This window comes from Mesorhizobium sangaii (genome assembly GCF_014207355.1).
Taxonomy (GTDB): domain Bacteria; phylum Pseudomonadota; class Alphaproteobacteria; order Rhizobiales; family Rhizobiaceae; genus Mesorhizobium; species Mesorhizobium sangaii.
In genome coordinates, this window is record NZ_JACHEF010000001.1 from 1,464,397 (window position 1) to 1,484,136 (window position 19,740).

Here is a 19,740-nt window from a genome sequence, read left to right on the forward strand (position 1 = left end):
GGTCGGCATATGACGGCAATCCCCATATCCGGCAACATGAGTGCCGAACGTCGTTCGCTGCTCGGCAGGTTGCTTGGCTCGGCCGGGCTGCAGCCCCCCGCGTCAGATGATCCGCCGCTGTCGCCCGGCGGTCACGCTGGCCCGGCAGCGCTTTCGTGGGCCCAGCAGCGCCTGTGGTTCATGCAGCGCCTCGCGCCGGCAAGCCCTTTCTACAATGTGCCTCTGAACTTGCCCCTGCGCGGGCCTCTAAACGTTGCGGCGCTCAAGCGCGCCCTTGATCACGTGGTTTCACGCCATGCCGCCCTGCGCACCGTCTTCACTGACATTGCGGGCGAGCCGATGCAGCAGGTGATGCCACCCGGCCCGGTGCCGATGCCACTGCTCGACCTTATGCATCTTGAGCCGAAGGAGCGCGAGAAGGCAGCGCGCCGCGAAGCCGGTGAACAGGCGCGGCTGACGTTCGATCTGCAGCGTGGCCCCATGGTGCACGCACGTTTGCTGCGGCTGTCGATGCACGAACACTGGCTCCTGCTGACCCTGCATCACATCGCTTGTGACGGCTGGTCCATGCAGATCATGCTGCGAGAACTGGCTGCCGCCTATGGGGCCTTCGTCGCCAACCGGCCCTCCCCACTCCAACCCCTGACGATCCAGTATGCCGATTTCGCCGAATGGCAGCGCCAGCACTTCAGCGGCGAGCGGCTGGAGACGGAACTGTCCTATTGGCGCCGGCAGCTCGCCGATCTGCCGCAATTGGCGCTGGTGCCGGACCGACCGCGCCCGGACGAGCCTAGCTTCGAAGGCGATTTCGAGGAGTTGAGCATCGGGGCCGCCGTACTCGTTTTGTTGAAGCGGGTGGCAAGCGAAGAAGGTGCTACCCTGTTCATGGTGCTGTTGGCAGGTCTTGCCACGTTGCTGCAACGCTACACCGGCGACGAGGACATCGCGATCGGTGCCCCGATCGCCAACCGTACGCGGCCCGAGGTCGAGGCGCTGATCGGTTTTTTCGTCAATACGCTGGTGTTTCGCATCGACGTCAGCGGCAGGCCGACCTTCCGCGAACTGGTGCGCCGCGTGCGGCAGACCGCGCTCGATGCCTACACGCACCAGGACATGCCCTTCGAGAAATTGGTCGAAGCGCTCCAGCCCGAGCGCCAGCCTAACCGCAATCCGTTGTTTCAAATCGGGCTGGTGCTGCAGAACGCGTGGAACATCGATAGCGGCAGTGCACTACCGGCTCAGGATTCGGTGGTGTCAATCGAACGCGGAACCTCCATTTTCGATATCGCATTCCACCTGCATGAGCATGCCGGCGGAATTTCCGGAGGCATGGAATACAGCACCGCGCTGTTCGATCCCGAGACGGCCGCGCGCATGGTCAGGCATTTCTGCTTCCTGCTGAACTCGGCGGCGGCTGACCCCGACCAACCGATCGATACAATCACGATGCTCGACCGGGACGAGCAGCGCCGGTCCTGGCACGCGTCCGAGGGCAAGACGGTCGCTTTCGACGAGACGCCGCTCTGCCAGCAATTCGAGCGCTTCGCAGCGAACGCACCTGAGCGTATCGCACTTGCCGGCCCCGCGGGCACCTTCACATATGGGGCGCTTGATCAGCAGGCTGAAAGACTCGCCGCCGGACTTGAGGAGGCCGGCGTTCGGCCGGGCGAACCGGTATTGCTGCTGCTCGATCGCTCCCCTGCGGCGGTCGTCGCGATACTCGCCACGCTGAAGGCAGGCGCGGCCTTCGTACCTCTCGATATCGATCTCCCGATCGAGCGCTTGCGCTATATTGCGGAGGATACCGGAGCGCGCCACGTCCTCACCGAGCCTGCGGCGTGGGAGCGCGTCGAGGGCGCGCTGTCGTTGCTCGAATGCCGGCCACTTTTCGTCAGCGCGATGGCGCGCGACGACACCACGGTCCCGCGTGCAACTGAGCGCGCATCGGGTGAAGTGGCCTACATCATCTACACTTCGGGCTCGACGGGCCAGCCGAAGGGCGTGGTCATCGGACAGCGGGGACTTGCCAATGTTCTGGCGGCCCAACGACGACTGCTCGGGACGACGGCACAAAGCCGCGTGCTGCAGTTCGCCTCGCTCAGCTTCGATGCCGCCGTGTTCGAACTCGGCCTCGCCCTCGGCGTCGGCGCCACGCTGGTGATCCCGGGACCAGAGCAACGCATGCCCGGTCCCGGGCTCGCCCGGCTCATCGACGAGGTGCGCGTCACCCACGCGGTGTTGCCGCCTTCCGCGCTGTTCGCGTTCGATGCCTCGGGGTTGCGAACTCTCACCACGCTGATGGTGGCAGGCGAAGCCTGTCCGGCCTCGATAGTGGCACACTGGGCGCCCGGCAGGCGCTTCTTCAACCTGTACGGCCCCACGGAAACGACCATCTGGGCGACGTGGGAACGAAGCGAGGATTTTTCGCGCGCGCCGACCATCGGCGTGCCGATCGACAATATGCGCGCCTTCGTCCTCGATGCGCATGGGGAGCCGGTGCCGATCGGCATCCCAGGCGAGCTCTGTCTGGCAGGGGTCGGACTGGCGCGGGAATATCTTGGCAGGCCGCAACTGACGGCCGAGCGGTTTGTCGAGCTGCCGCCGGGTAATGGCCCTGCCGAAAGACTCTATCGCACCGGCGACCGCGTGCGATTGCTTGCAGACGGGCGCATCGACTTCATCGGCCGCATCGATCGTCAGATCAAGCTTCGCGGTCACCGCATCGAGCTCGGCGAAATCGAGGCGGCATTGCAATCGCATCCAGAGATCGCCGAGGCGGCGGTCGCGGTGCGCGAGGTCGGCGCTGGAGATGCGCGTCTCGTCGCATACGTGGTGCAGCGCGACGACCCACGCGCACCTGACGCACAGTTCGAGAGCGCAGCTTCCAGCGAGCAGGTAGAACACTGGCACCGCATCTACGATGAAACCTACGGTACGATCACGGACGCTACCGACCCGGCATTTGTGATCGATGGTTGGAACAGCAGCTACACGGGCCTGCCGCTGGACGAGCGGACGATGCGAGAGTGGCTGGCAAGCACGGTTGAGCGATTGAATTCTCTCGCCACCGAGCAAACCCTCGAAATTGGATGCGGCACGGGGTTGCTGGCTTTTCGCCTGGCACCCAAGGCCCGGCGCTATGTGGCAACCGATATCTCGCAAGGCGCGCTTGACCATATGGCCAAGCATGCGGCCAGCACCGGGATCAAGGGTATCGAGTTCCGCCGTTGCGCTGCGCACGAGGTCGCAGCCCAATCGATGGGCGCGGTGGACCTGGTGATCCTCAATTCGGTCGTGCAGTACTTCCCGAGCGAGCGCTACCTAATCGACGTGATAGGCGCCGCATTGTCGACTCTGGGCGCATGCGGCACCGTATTCATCGGTGATGTGCGGAGCCTGGCGCTGCTGGAGTGTTTTGCTGCCTCCGTGGAGTTGTACCGGGCCGAGTCCGACCTGTCGTTGGCCACCTTGCAGGAACGTGTCGCGCGCCGCCTGGGGCTGGAGCAGGAGCTGGCGGTCGATTCCGAATTTTTTCTCGCGCTGGCAGCGGATTTCCCCGGCATCCGCGCCGTTGAGATTCTGGCCAAACCGTGCCGCGCCGACAATGAGCTGACGCTTTTTCGATATGACGTCATGCTCCATGTCGGCTGGTCGCCTGAGGTCGTGGAGGCGGCTGACACCTGTGACTGGGCGAGCGTGGGCAGCGCCGAGGCGCTGGTGCGGACGTTGCGGGCACTTGACCGGAAAACCCTGTTGGTTGCCGACATTCCAGGCCGAACCATCGCGGCGGAGATGCACGCCGCCGCAGAGGTCATGGGCAGCGATGGATCGCGCTGCGTCGGTGACCTGCGCTCGAACGCGGGACAGGTGACCGTGCAGGGGCTTGATGCGGACCAGTTGCTCGCTTGCGCAGCCGAAGCCGGCTGCAAGGTCGAGCTTCATGTTGCGGGACGCCACGCGACCGGTCACATCGACGCCGTGTTCAGTCCGCTTTCAATGAACCGGTCGGGCCGCGGGCCAATCCCGCGGCGCACTCTTGGAGGCGGCCGGCGACGCTGGACCAACAACCCGCTGCAATCCGCCTTCGCGCGCAAGATGGTGCCGCAGGTCCGCGCCTTCCTTGCCCAGCGTTTGCCGGCCTACATGATCCCATCGCGCTTCCTGCTGCTTGACGCGTTGCCCATGACCGTGAGCGGCAAGATCGACCGCCACCGCCTGCCGAATATAGACGGTATGCGGCCTGAACTCGGAGCCGAGTACGTTGCCCCATCGACAGCCGCCGAACTGCGGCTCGCCGCCATCTGGGGCGACATATTGCGGCTCGAGCAGGTGGGCATCAACGACAATTTCTTTGAGCTCGGCGGCGACTCCATTCTCGGCATCCAGGTCGTCAGCCGCGCGCGTCAAGCGGGGCTGTCGATCGAGCCGAACGACATCTTCGTCCACAAGACACTGGCCCTGCTTGCTCGCGCCGCGAAGCCGACCGAATCCGTCGAAGAGGACGTTGGTGAAGAAGAGGACGTCGGGGGGTTCGCCCGTCATATCAAGGCGGAGGACCTGGTCACGTTGATGTCGCGCCTAAACCGTGGCCAGGGAGACCAGATTGAACACGAACAGCGTTGACGTTGAAGATTTCTGGCCACTGGCGCCGCTCCAGGCGGCGATGCTGGTCGCCAGTCTGCGCGCGCCGGAAAGCGGCGTCTTCGTACAGCAGGAGGTGATGTCGCTGCCCGAGCCCGTCGATGCGCGCACGTTCCAGACGGCGTGGCATGACCTGGTTCGGCGCACGCCCGCACTGCGCACATCCTTCCATTGGCAAGACCTTGAGCAGCCGGTGCAAGTTGTTCACCGTCACGTCGCGCTGGCTTTCGAAGAACTCGACTGGCGAAATCTCGACGCGGCCGCCTTCGAAGCTCAGCTGGCACGGTATCTGGGGGACAGCCGCCGGGCCGGCTTCGTGCTCGATCGTCCACCTTTGATGCGGCTGGCGCTGATCCGCGGCCGTGCCGGCCAAGTGAGATTTGTCTGGCAGTTCCATCACATCCTGCTCGACGGATGGAGTGCGCAACTGCTGGCAACGGAGATGATCGAACATTACCGCGCGCAGGTCCGCAACATCCCTTACCAGCCTCCGGTGCGACGCTCGCTACGCCACTACATCGACTGGCTGGCCACGCGCGACCTCGAAGCAGCGCGCGAGTATTGGGCCGATGTGCTTCATGGCTATGACGAGCCGGTGGAGATTGGCCTGCCACGGCCATTTGGCCGAGCGACTCTTGCAGATGCAGACACCGAGGTCAGCGGCAACCTTGATGCAGAAGAATCGGAGCGGCTCAGAGCGTTCGCGCGCCAGCACGGACTGACGTTGAACACCGTGTTGCAAGGTGCGTGGGCTTTGCTGCTCGGCCACTATACGGACCGCGACGATGTCGTTTTCGGTGCCGTCGTTTCCGGCCGACCGCCTGAGGTTCCTGGCATCGAGCAGATGATCGGTCTCTTCATCAACGCGGTCCCGGTGCGGGTGCGCGTGGATCCGCAGGCAGCATTGGTGCCATGGCTCAAGGATTTGCAAAGTGCACAGGCACGCGGCTCGGCTTTCCACCACCTCGACAGCGCCGCACTGCGACGCTGCTGCGAGATCGCCCCTGACCGACCTCTGTTCGACACGCTGGTGGTGTTCGAGAATTTCCCGCAAGCAGCGGCTAAGCTCGAATCCGCGACCGGCAGCCTCGACTTGGCGCGTGCCAATGTGCCGCTCAGTTTGCTCGCTGTTCCGGGTGATCGGCTGCACCTTAAACTGCGGTTCGACCGCAGCCGCTTCCATGGCGATGACATGGGAGCCCTTATCGAGCATCTGCTCAACCTGTTGCGGGGCATATACGCTGCGCCCTTTGCAACTTTGGCGACCTTTTCGCCGCTCTCCGATGCTGAACGCCGGCGGCTGATCGAAGACCCAAACGTCGGCGATGCCGATGCATGCGTGGATCTGGATCCGCTCGAACTGTTGCGGGGTCTAGCGCGTGACAAAGCCGCAGCTCCGGCCTTCATTGCCGACGATCGTGTGCTCGACTTCGACACGTTGGAGCGCGCGTCGTCGCGGCTCGCACGACGGTTGCGCAATCTGGGTGTGGATCGCGGCGTGCCGGTCGCCGTGTCTGCACCCCGCTCGTTGGAGCAAGTTGTGGCCTTCTACGCCGTACTGAAGGCGCACGGTGTCTATCTGCCGCTCGATCCGGCCTATCCCAGGCACCGCTTGGAGCAGATGGTGGCGGACGCCAAGCCGGCCGTGCTGCTGGTAACCGGCCCAACGCCGCCGGACGGGCCGGCGACCGTGATCGACATCGGCGACATCCTCGATCCCTGCAGCGACGATGCGGCAAACGACGAACGGGTCCGTTGGCGGTGCGACGACCCCGCCTACATCGTCTTCACATCGGGCTCGACGGGCCGGCCGAAAGGAGTGCTGGTTCAATGGGGCCAGGTGTCGAACCGGCTCGTATGGATGTGGCAGGCCTATCCCTTCGGCGCGAACGAAATGGCCTGTCAGCGTACCGCAATCAACTTTGTCGATTCGCTGTGGGAGCTGTTAGGCGCCACGCTGCGAGGTGTGCCGACCACGATCGTTTCCGAGCGGGTCGCAACGGATGCTTCCGCGTTGATCCGGCTGCTGGCATCGCGCGGCGTCACACGGCTGTGGCTGGTGCCGTCGCTCCTGAAGGCGATGCTCGAAGCGCAACCCGACCTCGGGCGGCACTTGCCGCGCCTGCTGTTCTGGGTTTGCACCGGCGAGCCGCTCCCGGCAGACCTCTACCACCATTTCCGCCGACACCATGCAAAGGCCACGCTCTACAATCTGTACGGGACTTCGGAAATCTGGGACGCCACCTGGTTCGATCCCGATCAAGAACCTCCTGTGCTGGCCGCCGTCCCGATCGGCCGACCGATTACCGGGGTGCGTGCCTATGTGCTCGACAGCAAGCTGCGCCCCGTTCCGCTTGAGGTGGCGGGCGAGCTCTACATCGGCGGCGCAGGTGTCGCGCTTGGATATCTCGGGCCTACCGACCTGACGCGCGAGCGCTTTGTGGCCGACCCTTTTGCTGGCAGCAAAACGGCACGAATGTACCGCACCGGGGACCTGGCCCGGGTGCAGCGCGACGGCTTGATTGTCTGCCTCGGCCGGCGCGACCAGCAGATCAAGTTGCGTGGTTTCCGGATCGAACCGGCCGAAATCGAGGCGGTTCTTCGCCAAGCCCCCGAAGTCAGCGATGCGATGGTCGTTCTGCGGGAGGATCGCCTCGTTGCCTACGTCGCCGCGCCCGCTTCCAGCTTCGATGTTCGGCGATTGTCGGCCTGGTTGCGGGAACGGCTTCCCCATGCGTTCCTGCCCGCGGTCATCGTGCGTTTCGACGCGCTGCCGCTGACGCCAAACGGCAAGCGCGACAGACTGGCGCTGCCGCCGCCGGGAGAACTGCCGGATGCAGGCGATGCGGATCCGGTGCTGCCATTTGAAAATGAGGTCCAGGCGTGTTTCGCGCAGGTACTGCAGCTTGATGTGGTGACGCTTGACGCAGACTTCTTCCTCGATCTCGGCGGGCATTCGCTGGCAGCCTTGCGCGTCAGTTCACGCCTGTCGCGCCAACTCGGAACCGATGTGCCGGCGGGAGTCGTGTTTGACCACCCGTCTGTCCGCCAGCTTGCCCGTTGGATCGCGGAGCGCCAGGCCGCGATACCGGAAGCCAGCGACGACGAGCTGTTGGAGCTGTTGACGTCGCTGCCGGCGGCCGAGCGCGAAGCGCTGCTCGCCTCACGGGAACCAGCTGAATCGAGAGGGGCGCCTTGAACAGTCTGCAAAACCGTATCACCGCAATGACCCCGGAGCAGAAGCGCTCGCTGCGCGAGCACCTCATTCGGGTTCGGCCGGCGCAGGAAATCCCTGTCCAGCCGCGCGACGGGCGCGACTTCCCGCTTTCACATTCGCAAGATCGCCTGTGGTTCCTCGACCAACTCGTTCCGGGCAATCCCTTCTACAATATCTCGATCGCGCAGAGGCTGCCGTTCGTCCCCCTCCGGCGTTACCTGGAAAAGGCACTATCGGCGGTGGTCGCCCGTCATGAGGCGCTGCGCACCGTGTTCCCGCTCGTCCGAGGACAGCCGGTGCAGCGCATTCTGCCTGCGACGACGGTGCGATGCGAGATCGATGACCTCAGTCGCGAGCCGGATCCGGAGGCGCGCGCCGCGCAGATTGCCTCGGCTGCCAGCCAACAGCCCTTCGCCCTTGCCGAAGGCCCGCTTCTGCATTGTCGGCTGTTGCTGCTCTCTGGCGGTGAATCGCTGCTGCTGCTCGTGATCCATCACATCGTCGCCGACGGATGGTCGCTGGAGAAATTGCTGGCCGAAATCGGCCAGGTCTATTCCGAGCTGCTGACCGGCAGGCTTCCGTCCTTGCCACCATTGCCGGTGCAATATGCCGACTTCGCCGTCTGGCAGCGCGAGGCAATGTCTGGTGAAAAGATGGCTCAGCACCGCAAATACTGGGTGCAGCGGCTGGAGGGCATGCAGCAACTCGAACTGCCCACGGACCATCCTCGTCCCGCCCGGCCAAGTTATCGCGGGGCGCGCGCACCGATCACCATCGACGCAGCCGCAACCGAGGCCGCCGAAGCATTGGCGCGCCGCCTGCACACCACACGCTTCACCGTGCTGTTTGCCGCTTTTGCCGCGCTGCTGCACCGGCTCGCCGGACAGGACGAGGTGACCATCGGCACTCCGATGGCAGCGCGTCCCTATTCCGAGCTCGAAGACGTCGTCGGCTTTTTTGCAAACACCGTGGTTTTGCGGCTGGATTTCAGCGGTGGCTGCAGCTTCGAGGACGCGGTGGAGCGCACGCATGCGCGGCTGCGTGAGGCGCAGAACCATCAGGACCTGCCCTTCTCCATGGTGGTGGCGGCCCTGGCGCCCGAACAGGATCTGTCGCGCAACCCGCTGTTTCAAGTTTCGTTCCAGGTGCTCTCTTCCAGCCAGGTGCGTCGGGCGATCACGGATGCCGCGCCGGCGTTCAACTTCGCGCGTGGCACTTCGGCCTTTGACCTTACCCTGCAGCTTACCGAAACGGCGTCGTGCCTGGTCGGTGAACTGGAATACGCTACCGATCTCTTTCAGCAGGCAAGCGCCGAACGACTCGTGGAGCGCTTCCTGCGACTGCTTTGCGCGGCCCTGGCCGACCCCGAAGCGTCGATGGCGGATCTGCCGCTGATGGATGCCGCCGAACCGCATCAGTTGGAAGCCTGGTCGCGAGGCCCTGTGATGCCGTCGGCCGAAACCGACCTGTGCGAGCTGTTCGAAGCACAAGCGCGTCTTAGCCCGGATGCAGTCGCCTGCCAGGCACCCGACGGAAACCTCAGCTATGCTGAGCTCGACGGCGGCGCCAACAGTCTCGCTCACCAGCTCATCGCACACGGCGTGGCGCCCGGCGATTGCGTCGGGATCGCGATCGAGCCGTGCACATACCTGCCGATGGCGCTGCTCGCCGTGCTAAAGGCCGGCGCTGCCTATGTGCCGCTGGGGCCTGAATTGCCAGTTCAGCGCGCCCGCGACATGCTCGTTGATGCAGGGGCGACGGTGCTTCTTGTTTCCAAAAGCACGCAATCCGACTTGCAGAGCGGGCTCACCTCGATCGCGGTGGACCGCGAACCGCCGCAACCCGGCGTACCACCACCGAAGGTGCGGCGCGACGCCGAGAGTCCGGTCTACATACTGTTCACTTCCGGTTCCACCGGACGGCCCAAGGGCGTCTCGGTGCCGCACCGTGCATTGCTCAACTACCTGCGCTGGTGCATGAGCGTCTATCCGGTGGACGATGGCGATGGGGCACCGCTGTGCACATCGATCACCGCCGACATGTCGGTCACCACGCTTTTCGTGCCGCTCCTGTGCGGCAAGACCGTGTTTTTGCTGCCTGCCGGCGGCGGCCTCGAAGCGCTCGAGGAAGCGCTTCACTCAGGCCGGCGCTACAGCTTTGTCAAATTGACTCCAAGCCACCTCGAAGGTTTGCGCCAGCTTGCCAGAGGGCGGGCGCCCGCCTGCGCAACCGGCTGTTTCATCGTTGGGGGCGAAGCCTTGCACGGCGAGACGCTGGAGCCTTGGCGCGCGCATATGCCGGGATTGCTGATCGTCAATGAGTACGGGCCAACAGAAACCACGGTTGGCTGCTGCGCGCATTTTCTGCGCGCCGGCGACATTCGGCCAGGCCCGGTGCCGATTGGCCGTCCGATTGCCCTCACGCGGTTGAATGTGTGCAACAGGTCCGGTGCGCCGGTCCCGGTCGGGGTGGTTGGCGAACTGCGAATTGGCGGTGCCGGCGTTGCGCTGGGCTATGTCGGCCAGGCCGGTCTCACCGCGGAGCGTTTCGTACGCGGACCGGACGGATCGCTGGTCTACCGTTCAGGCGACCGAGTACGGTACCGTCGTGATGGGACGCTCGAATACCTCGGCCGAGCCGACAACCAGGTCAAGTTGCGTGGCCACCGCGTCGAGCCAGATGAGGTGGAGGCTGCATTGCGCACACACCCGGCGGTGGCTGAAGCGGCCGTAGTGCTGCATCGCGCCGGACCAGGTGACGACCGACTGCATGCGGCATTGCTGCTTTCACCGGGGTGCGACCTCGATCAGGCCGACTTGACCGGGACTTTTCGCAGCCATCTCCAGGATAAACTGCCGCCGTTCATGATCCCGAGCGCCTTCAAGGTGGTCGAAGAAATCCCGCTCACCGCCAATGGCAAGGCAGACCGCGATCGGATTGCCGGAATGCTTGCCGACGCCGCCCCGAGGGAGCGGCGGCGCGTGACACCGCAAACCGCCCTTGAGACATTGCTCGTCAGGTGCTTCTGCGACGTGTTGAAGGTGCCGGAAGCCGGCGCGACCGACGATTTCTTTGCTGATCTCGGGGGCCACTCGCTATTGGCTACGCGACTGGTTTCGCAACTGCGAGAATTGTTGCAGATCGAGATTCCGCTGCGTCGCGTGTTCGAGGCCCGATGCGCACGCGAGCTTTCGCGCGCGATTGCCCCTGACGATTCGGCGCGGCAGCGGCTGGAAGCGGCCGCAGCCATCGTGCTGCAGGTGCTTGAAATGAGCGATGCCGACGTACGCCAACAATTGCATGAGCAAGGAGATGGCGCATGCGTGTGATGCTGGATGTGTTCTCCGGTCGTCCCAACCCGACATGGCAGGTGCCGCCGGCTTTGGCCCAACATTTCAGGCAGTTGATGTCGCGCCAGGGCGGGCCGGCCTCTGCCACCCCGATGCCGGCGCTTGGCTATCGCGGCCTGCTCGTCGGGACTGGTCCGGAAGACGCCGACGCGCCGGCAGCCTTTTATGTCGGCGTGCCACCGGTTGCGACAGTGGAGACCAGTGAGGAGCTCGTCTCCGCACGACGGGCGCGGCTGCCGGATGAGGAGCGCGAGGCCGTTTTGGCGCTGTTGGAAAGCGCCCGACCGATCGTTGCGCGCACTGTGATCGATGAAGCAGCGCGCTGCGTCGAATTGCGGGGTGACGGTGTGGCACCACGTGCTAGCCGCAGCGCAGCGCTACGCGCCAGCGGCGCCGAGGCGGCCACAGCTGCCGAACAGCCGGAGGTCGGGCCGCCCTGCGAGCCGATCCTAGCCGCTTATAGCCCCTGGTTCTGGAACACAGCTTCCGTGCGCCTGCGCAACAATTGCTACAATTATGCCAGCAACTATGTCTCCAATTTCGTGGCGCAGCCCGGACGCAGGGTCGGTCGCCAGTATGACCAGTTCAGCTGCGAGGCGGTCGCGCGGGCTGCAATCGCCGATGGGTTCAGGGCGAACTGCGACGGTCCGGCGCGGCTGGCGGCGCTGGCTGTTTGGCCGGGACACGATTTCCACTGGTACCGCTCGCATGGCGCCTTCTGGGGCCACAAGCTGGGCATCTACAGTGCCCGCAACGTCGACAACCAGGGCCGCGTCATTGCCGGCGCACTGACGCCGGCCACGTGCGACCGAGGCCCCTACACGCAATTTTGCAGCTATCTATTCGTACCGCCGGGCGTGGAGGTCTTGTAGTGCGCGTGGTGTTGGACATGTTCTCCGGCAGGCCGAATCCTTCGTTCGGGCTGGCACCCAATGAGGTCGCGGAACTGGGAGCCCGGGCGCGGGCGTTGTCGGTTCCAAGCGCCGCGCCGGCCTGGCCTCAGGCGGGCTGGCGCGGGTTCATCGTTCTGGGCGACGGCCTGCCCGGTTCCGAGCCGATCTGGTTGCGCGTCAAGGAGAAGGTGGTTGAGATGCAAAGTGGCACCTGGCAGGACAGCACCGGTATCGAGGCATTGCTTGAGGCGTCTGCGCGACGTCACGGCTATGGCGCGTTGCTGGATGAAGCGCGCAAACGGACCAACTCTGGAGCTGTGTTATGAACCCGGAGCAACAATCGCCTTGGCAATGGACCCATGACGGTCCTCAGCTTGACTTCGCCCGCGCGTTCGCACGCTTTCGCGGCGTCTTGGAATCTGCCTGGACCTCGCCCGAGGATGGCGCGGCTGTTGCCGAGACCTTCGCCCGCTGCGCCGAGGCGATGCAGGAGCCGCTCCAGGCCCCCGAGGCGGCGGAACGCATTGCTCAGTCATTTGCCACCTATCACGAGGCGCTGCGTGCAGCGACACTGACGCCGGAAGCGCGAAGGACCGTGCGGGAGGCGCTGCACGAATATGTGGCCGACCTCATCAAGGCCTGGGCTGCGGTCGCGCCTGATAATTTGGCTGCTGCGGATCTTGTGGCGATCGCGCAAAGCATGAGCTGGATCGCCAGTGTTGCGGTCGACATCGAAAATGCCTGAGCCGCCGGACGTCGGCAAGGTTCACTTGTGGCTGCTCGATGTGCGGCCATGCATTGCGGCTGAAGCCGATGCGCTGGAGCTGCTCGACGATGAAGAACGCGCGCGCGCGGAGCGGCTGTGTTGCCCCCGGGCGCGGGCGCAATTCGTGCGTACGCGAGCGGGATTGCGCCGCATCCTGGCGACTTACTTGGCGGTGCCGCCACGGTCGGTGCCCATTGCGTATGGCGCTCACGGCAAGCCTCGGATGCCGTGCGGACGGTTGCGCTTCAACGTCTCGCACGCGGGTGGGGCGGCGCTTCTCGCATTTGCATCTGAATGCGAGGTTGGCGTCGATCTGGAACGCATCGAGACCATCGATGCCGCCGAAATCCTGACGACATGGGCATCGCCACGCGACTATGCCGCCTGGAGAGCCTCCTCCCCCGGCGACCGCCTGGCCGCCCTCTACCGCGGCTGGGTGCGCAAGGAGGCGATACTCAAGGCGTGGGGTTGTGGATTTTCCGTGGCGCCTCAAGAGCTTGACGTACCCATGAGTGCGAGGGCCGGAGAACATATCGTCGTCGGTACGGCCTTGCACCGACCCAACTGCCGAGTGCTCGATGTGCCGATAGGCAGTTCCTGGACGGCGGCGCTCGCAGTGGAAGGCGATGCCCCTTGTACGGCCTCGTTCATTGTCCAGCCTGCGTAAGACCGACCCGGCTGTCTCGAAAGATGCCCAGCAATTTGGTTCTGGAGAACAGCTTTCCTTGACGGGAGCGGCTAAGCCACCAATGTACGGAGACCCTCTTGTCTGCAGGAACCTTTGCCCATGACAGCCTCGATCTACGATATTCCGTTCAGCCGCGCCGACGGCTCAACCACAAGCCTTCGTGCATATACCGACAGCGTCCTGCTGATCGTCAACGTCGCCTCCAAATGCGGCTACACCAAGCAGTATGATGGACTGGAGGCGCTCTACGGATCGTATCGCGAGCGTGGCCTGGTGGTGCTCGGCTTTCCGGCCAATGACTTCGCCGGCCAGGAACCGGGCACCGACGCCGAAATCCAGGAATTCTGCCGGCTGACCTATGGTGTCGAATTCCCTGTGTTCGCCAAGATCGTAGTCAAGGGACCACAGAAGCATCCGCTCTATCAAGCGTTGATCGAGGCGCTGCCGAAGGCTGTCTTCCAACCGGGTAGCACGCTGGCGGCGCGGATGGCGGGGAAAGGTGCCGCGCCCGGACCCGACGAGGTGAGTTGGAACTTCGAGAAGTTTCTGGTCGACCGCAAGGGGATCGTTGTCGCCCGCTTTGGCTCCGACACCGAGCCGCAGGACGAGGCGATCGTCGGCCCTCTCCGCAAGCTCCTGGCGGCGTGACGCAAGATACAGCCTGCTGGTGCGGTCCTTCCATGGCTGCGTGCTGCAGGTTTTTGGCACCGCTGCGTTGCAGCTTCAGTGGTAAAGCCACCCATCTGAGCCGAGGAGAGTAGGCCATGGATCTGCAACTGGACGGAAAACGCGCCCTGGTCACCGGCGGCAGCAAGGGAATTGGTCGTGCCATCGCCCGGCAGTTGGCCCTGGAAGGCGTCGATCTCGTCATCGCCGCCCGCAACGTTGCCGATGTGGACATCGCCGCACGCGAACTGGCTGCGGAGACCGGGCGCAAGATCGTCGGACTGACCGTCGACACACAGGACGACAGCTCGGTCAGAGCGCTGGTGGCCGGAACGGTCGCGGCGCTCGGCGGCCTCGACATACTGGTCAACGCCGCGGCCAAACCGGGCGGGCAGGCACCGCCGCCGAAACTGGCCGAGATCACGGACGACCTGTTCTGGGATGACATGAACGTCAAGGTGATGGGCTATCTTCGCATGGCGCGCGAGGCTGCTCCTCACATGGCTGCCGCGGGCTGGGGCCGAATTATCAACATAAGCGGCCTCGCGGCGCGCCAGACCGGCTCGATCATCGGCTCGATCCGCAATGTTGCCGTCTCCGCCCTGACCAAGAATCTCGCCGACGAATTGGGCTCGAAGGGGATCAACGTGACGGTGGTCCATCCTGGCCTGACCCGCACCGAGAAGACCGCTCCCCTGGTCGCCGCCCGCGCGGCTTCGGCAGACGTTTCGCCCGAGGAGATCGAACAGCGTCTTGCCGCCAATGTCACGATCGGTCGCCTCGTCGATATGGCAGAGATCGCCGACGTCGTTGCATTCCTCGCTTCGCCGCGAAGCGTTGCCATCAACGGCGACGCGATCGCCTGCGGCGGCGGGGTCAAGGGGCCGATACACTATTAGCCGGCAACGGCCGGCGGCTGCGGCGATCTGCTATTTGTGCGTCAAAAATTCTCCACCCAAGGCCGCAATTCGATCTCCCACGTCCAGGCGCTTCGATGCTGCTGATGGATCGCGAGATAGGCTTCGGCGATCGCGTCCGGCGAAAGCCAACGGTCGGGCGGGGTCGACTCCGGCGACCGCACCGGGTCGCTGGATGCTATGCCGCCATCGATGACGAAATGCGCCACGTGGATGTTCTTTGGCGCAAGCTCGCGCGCCATCGACTGCGCCAGCCCACGCAGGCCAAACTTCGGCATTGCGAAACCGGCGGAATTGGCGAAGCCCTTGACGCTGGCCGTGGCTCCGGTGAACAGGATCGAACCGGCGCCTGTGGCCTGCAACCGACGTGCGGCTTGCTGACCGAACAGAAAGCCGCCATAGGCACCCACGAGCAGTGCTTTTTTCACCTCCTCCGGATCGAGATCGGCAATACCGCCGCGCACGCGGCCGGCCGCATTGAAGATCGCCAGCGAGAGAGGACCGATGCCATCCACCGCATGGAACAGGTTTTCCACCGATGCCGGGTCCGACACGTCGGTTGAGATCACGTCGGCGCCGGTCTCGGTGGCAAGCGCGTCGAGCTTCGCAACATTGCGCGCCGCTAACACCAGTTTGAACCCTTGGCCGCTGAAGACCCTCGCCAACGAGGCGCCAAGGCCGGATCCCACGCCTGCGATAACGGCAACTTTGCTTGTCATGGTTTTCTCCGACGTTACGCCTTTGTGATGGGGATAGGCCCTCAGTCAGGCAGATGAATAGCTCGCTGGTTGTAAAGGATCTTGCGGATGTGGGCCTGTTCCTCCGGCGCAAGCTTGCTCTGGTCGGTTGACAGGTCGGCGCCCACCGCAAGGCCGCGCTGCACGCCCGGGCGCGCGCCGACCTCCTCGAACCAGCGTTTGAAATGCCTGAACTCATTGATGTCCTGGCCCTGTGCCTGCCAGTTGACGGTCCAGGGATAGCTGATGATATCGGCGATGGTGAAGTCTTCACCTGCAAGGTAGCGGCGATCGCGAAGTCGCATGTTGAGGACGCCGTAGAGCCGGTTTGCTTCGTCGGTGAAACGGCGCACCGCATAGGACTGATCGCCTTCTCTGTCGCCCAGCCTGCGGAAATGACCCGCTTCTCCCAGCTTCGGCCCCTGGTTGGCCATCTGCCATATCACCCATTGCGCGACATCGTACTTGGTGCGCAGGTCCTGCGGCCAGAGCTTGCCGGTCTTCTCCGCAAGATAGAACAGGATCGCGCCGGACTCGAACACGCCGACGGGGGCGCCGCCGTCCTTCGGTTCGGTGTCGACGATGGCCGGCATGCGGTGGTTGGGATTGAGCTTTAGGTATTCAGGCGTGAACTGGTCGCCATGTGAGATGTCCACGGGCTTCAGTGTGTAAGGCGTGCCTGTCTCTTCCAGGAAGATCGAGATTTTTTTGCCGTTGGGCGTCGGCCAGTAGTAGAGATCGATCATGCTGCGTCCTGCCTGTGCTGTTGGGGAAGCGGCATCAGCTTCGCGCTATTCGCTCATGAAGCAAGCTAGACGAAATCGAGATCCGGTTCACGAAGCGACGATCTACGGATGCACGATTTTGAGGAAAAACACTTCCCGGATGACGGCAAGTTTGACCATTCTTTCTGTGGGCGGCTGGAGCGCAGGCTTTGGAGCCTCGGCGCAATCGGAAACCCTTCTCCGTTCCTGCTTGCGCTCGTTCCGCCGCTCGTCCTGCATTTCTCGAAGTCGTCATGCACACGTGCTTCAGAAGATGGAGCGAGTGAGTTGCGGCCTGATCCGACAACCGAGCCACCACACGCCCGCTGCAGGCGAAGGCTGCGAGCAGCTGCGGCACCAGCGCCGGTCAAGCCGGAATGAATACCGTCAGCCGCGATCCGGCTGCAGACAATTGCTTACGTTAGTCGTGCTCGCGTGGTGCGCGGCGTGGCCAGGAGCAGGCTCGTTTCGCTGCCCGTTATGCCGGCAATCAATCGGATCCGCCGCAGCACAGCATCGAAGTCAGTCAGTGATGCCGTCCCGAGTTCGACCACCAGATCCCACCGGCCATTTGTGGTGTGGATGGTCGAGACTTCCGGGAAGCCGCCCAGTGCCCGGACCACGCGGTCGGCGGCATGGCCCTCAATCTCGATGAGCATGATACCGCGGATGCGCTGATCGACGGCGTCGGCGCGCAGCACCACCGTGTAGCCGATGATGTCGCCTGACCGTTCCAGGCGCTCCATACGCGCCCTGACTGTGGCGCGCGAGACGCCGAGATCGATGGCCAGATCCGACACGCTGCGCCGCGCATCATGCCGCAGCAAGGTCACGAGGCGTTCGTCCAGCGCATCCATCAGCTTACCATTTTGACTAGTTCCGCTGCCAATACGATAAACAATGCATTTCGAATTGCCAATTCTGCCTGTTCATATCGCCGGCTCGCCGTGGTTCTCTTGCGGCCGTTCGAACTTGGCCGCGGGAAAAACAATGCGTTGCAAAATCGTCGGGGCACCGGTGCAGGACGGCGCCGGCAGAATGGGCTGCGAAATGGGGCCGAGCGCCCTGAGGACCGCCGGACTTGTTGAAGTGCTGTCCGGCCTCGGCCACGCTGTTGAGGACATGGGTGCCGTCCAGGCGATGCCGGCGAGACGCATTTCGCATGGCAATCTGGCGCTGAAGGCCCTGCCCGAAATATCGGCCTGGACATCCGCCATTGCCGCGGCCGCCTACGCGGCGAGCGAGGACGCCATGCCGATCTTTCTCGGCGGCGACCATTCGATCTCGGCCGGGACCGTGTCGGGCCTCGCCCGCCGCGCCGCCGAAACCGGGCGGCCGCTGTTCGTGCTGTGGCTCGACGCGCATCCGGACTTCCACACGCTCGACACCACCGCCAGCGGCAATCTGCACGGTGTTCCGCTCGCTTACGCCAGCGGCCAGCCGGGTTTCCACGGCTATTTTCCGGATCTGCCGGCAGCGGTCGATCCCAAGCGTATCTGCACGATGGGTCTGCGCAGTGTCGACCCGGCCGAGCGCAGCGCGCTCAACCAGGCGGGGGTCACCGTGCACGACATGCGCGCCATCGACGAGCATGGCATCGCGCCGCTGCTGCGCGCCTTCTTGGCGCGGGTATCTGCCGAAGACGGGCTGCTGCATGTCAGTCTCGACGTCGACTTCCTCGACCCGTCGATCGCGCCCGCAGTCGGCACCACGGTTCCAGGCGGCGCGACGTTCCGCGAGGCGCATCTGGCGATGGAGATGCTGTCCGACAGTGGCCTCGTCTCCAGCCTCGACCTGGTCGAGCTGAATCCCTTTCTGGACGAGCGTGGCCGCACCGCTACGCTGATGGTCGACCTGACCGCGAGCCTGATGGGCCGCCGCATCATGGACCGGCCGACCCGCAGCCATTCCGGGAGCTTTTGATCATGACCACGGCAAAGCTGAACATCGTCCCCTTCGTCAGCGTCGACCGTATGATGAAGCTGGTGAATGTCATCGGTGTCGAGCGCTTCCTGACCGAACTCGCTGGCTACATCGAGGAAGACTTCCGTCGCTGGGACCTGTTCGACAAAACGCCGCGCATCGCCTCGCACAGCCATGACGGCGTCATCGAGTTGATGCCGACAAGCGATGGTCGCCTCTATGGCTTCAAATATGTCAACGGCCATCCGAAGAACATGCGCCAAGGTCTGCAGACGGTCACTGCCTTCGGCGTGCTCGCCGATGTCGGGAGCGGCTATCCGATGCTGCTCACCGAAATGACCATCCTGACCGCGCTTCGCACTGCCGCCACGTCCGCTGTCGCGGCCAAATATCTGGCGCCGAGGGGTGCGCGCACCATGGCCATCATCGGCAATGGCGCGCAATCGGAATTCCAGGCGATCGCCTTCAAGGCGTTGACCGGCGTCGATCGGCTGAGGCTGTACGACATCGACCGGTCCGCCTCGCGCAAATGCGCCAAGAACCTGGCTGGCATGGGTTTTGACATCACCATCTGCGAAACCGGGCAGGAAGCGGTCGAAGGTGCCGGGATCATCACGACCGTTACCGCCGACAAGCAGTGCGCGACCATTCTCACCGACAACATGGTCGGCTCCGGCGTCCACATCAACGCTGTCGGCGGCGACTGCCCCGGCAAGACCGAACTGCACAGGGACATCCTGCTGCGCTCCGACATCTTCGTCGAATTCCCGCCCCAGACTCGCATCGAGGGCGAGATCCAGCAGCTGGATCCCGACCATCCGGTGACCGAGCTCTGGCAAGTGATTGCCGCCAAGGCGCAGGGCCGCCGAGATGCCAAGCAGATCACCCTGTTCGATTCGGTCGGCTTCGCGATCGAGGATTTTTCGGCGCTGCGCTATGTGCGTGACCAGTTGCAGGCGACTGGCCTCTATGAGGAACTCGACCTCCTCGCTGATCCGGATGAACCACGCGACTTGTTCGGCATGCTGCTGAGAGCGGCCGTGCAGCCGGCAGCCTGACAAGGCTCGTCCCGAGAACAGCAGGTCCCTGGCTTGTCAGCCGAGCCAGATTTCCTTTTAAGTTTGAACAGAAGTTTTTCAGGGAACTGGATCGAAGGTGCGGAAAAGACAGTTCTTTAC

Annotated in this window: 14 protein-coding genes; 11 read left to right on the forward strand and 3 right to left on the reverse strand. The window is 64.1% G+C overall.

Annotation, left to right across the window (positions count from 1 at the left end; genetic code table 11):
* Positions 1-9: 9 nt before the first annotated feature.
* The 9 genes from HNQ71_RS07030 to HNQ71_RS07070 all read left to right on the forward strand — a co-directional run bounded on the left by HNQ71_RS07030 (position 10) and on the right by HNQ71_RS07070 (position 15,120).
* The gene (locus HNQ71_RS07030; protein ID WP_184871794.1) at positions 10-4,623 is read left to right on the forward strand and encodes a non-ribosomal peptide synthetase; all 4,614 of its coding nucleotides are present in this window, start codon (positions 10-12) and stop codon (positions 4,621-4,623) included.
* Positions 4,604-7,840, forward strand: a complete 3,237-nt coding sequence (locus HNQ71_RS07035) for a non-ribosomal peptide synthetase (RefSeq protein WP_184871795.1) — start codon at positions 4,604-4,606, stop codon at positions 7,838-7,840. Before HNQ71_RS07030 ends, HNQ71_RS07035 begins: the two co-directional genes overlap by 20 nt.
* Complete coding sequence (locus HNQ71_RS07040) at positions 7,837-11,187, forward strand: non-ribosomal peptide synthetase (protein ID WP_184871796.1); 3,351 nt, start codon at positions 7,837-7,839, stop codon at positions 11,185-11,187. Before HNQ71_RS07035 ends, HNQ71_RS07040 begins: the two co-directional genes overlap by 4 nt.
* Complete coding sequence (locus HNQ71_RS07045) at positions 11,178-12,080, forward strand: hypothetical protein (RefSeq protein WP_184871797.1); 903 nt, start codon at positions 11,178-11,180, stop codon at positions 12,078-12,080. The genes HNQ71_RS07040 and HNQ71_RS07045 overlap by 10 nt, the downstream gene beginning before the upstream one ends.
* Positions 12,080-12,427: a hypothetical protein gene (locus tag HNQ71_RS07050; protein WP_184871798.1), complete on the forward strand. Its 348-nt coding sequence runs from the start codon at positions 12,080-12,082 to the stop codon at positions 12,425-12,427. Before HNQ71_RS07045 ends, HNQ71_RS07050 begins: the two co-directional genes overlap by 1 nt.
* Positions 12,424-12,846 carry a hypothetical protein gene (locus tag HNQ71_RS07055; protein WP_184871799.1) on the forward strand — a complete coding sequence of 141 codons (423 nt, stop codon included), beginning with the start codon at positions 12,424-12,426 and terminating at the stop codon, positions 12,844-12,846. The genes HNQ71_RS07050 and HNQ71_RS07055 overlap by 4 nt, the downstream gene beginning before the upstream one ends.
* The gene (locus HNQ71_RS07060; RefSeq protein ID WP_184871800.1) at positions 12,839-13,534 is read left to right on the forward strand and encodes a 4'-phosphopantetheinyl transferase family protein; all 696 of its coding nucleotides are present in this window, start codon (positions 12,839-12,841) and stop codon (positions 13,532-13,534) included. The genes HNQ71_RS07055 and HNQ71_RS07060 overlap by 8 nt, the downstream gene beginning before the upstream one ends.
* Positions 13,535-13,654: 120 nt before the next feature.
* On the forward strand, positions 13,655-14,203 hold the full coding sequence (locus tag HNQ71_RS07065) for a glutathione peroxidase (RefSeq protein WP_184871801.1): 549 nt from the start codon (positions 13,655-13,657) through the stop codon (positions 14,201-14,203).
* Between the two features lie 116 nt (positions 14,204-14,319).
* Positions 14,320-15,120 carry an SDR family NAD(P)-dependent oxidoreductase gene (locus HNQ71_RS07070; protein WP_184871802.1) on the forward strand — a complete coding sequence of 267 codons (801 nt, stop codon included), beginning with the start codon at positions 14,320-14,322 and terminating at the stop codon, positions 15,118-15,120.
* A gap of 41 nt (positions 15,121-15,161) precedes the next feature.
* On the opposite strand, the gene HNQ71_RS07075 is transcribed toward HNQ71_RS07070, so the two are convergent.
* From HNQ71_RS07075 to HNQ71_RS07085, 3 genes are all read right to left on the reverse strand, one after another.
* The gene (locus tag HNQ71_RS07075) at positions 15,162-15,857 is read right to left on the reverse strand and encodes an SDR family NAD(P)-dependent oxidoreductase (RefSeq protein ID WP_184871803.1); all 696 of its coding nucleotides are present in this window, start codon (positions 15,855-15,857) and stop codon (positions 15,162-15,164) included.
* 41 nt (positions 15,858-15,898) lie between these two features.
* A complete protein-coding gene (locus tag HNQ71_RS07080; RefSeq protein ID WP_184871804.1) occupies positions 15,899-16,621 on the reverse strand; it encodes a glutathione binding-like protein in 723 nt (240 codons plus the stop codon).
* 434 nt (positions 16,622-17,055) lie between these two features.
* Positions 17,056-17,496 (reverse strand): Lrp/AsnC family transcriptional regulator, encoded by a 441-nt coding sequence (locus HNQ71_RS07085; RefSeq protein WP_038644816.1) that lies wholly within the window; start codon positions 17,494-17,496, stop codon positions 17,056-17,058.
* Positions 17,497-17,629: 133 nt separating this feature from the next.
* Here HNQ71_RS07085 and rocF point away from each other — a divergent pair, with 133 nt between their 5' ends.
* A complete protein-coding gene (gene rocF / locus HNQ71_RS07090) occupies positions 17,630-18,562 on the forward strand; it encodes an arginase (protein ID WP_184871805.1) in 933 nt (310 codons plus the stop codon).
* A gap of 2 nt (positions 18,563-18,564) precedes the next feature.
* Entirely contained in the window at positions 18,565-19,620 is a 1,056-nt protein-coding gene (locus HNQ71_RS07095; RefSeq protein ID WP_184871806.1) for an ornithine cyclodeaminase, read from the forward strand.
* Positions 19,621-19,740 lie beyond the last annotated feature (120 nt).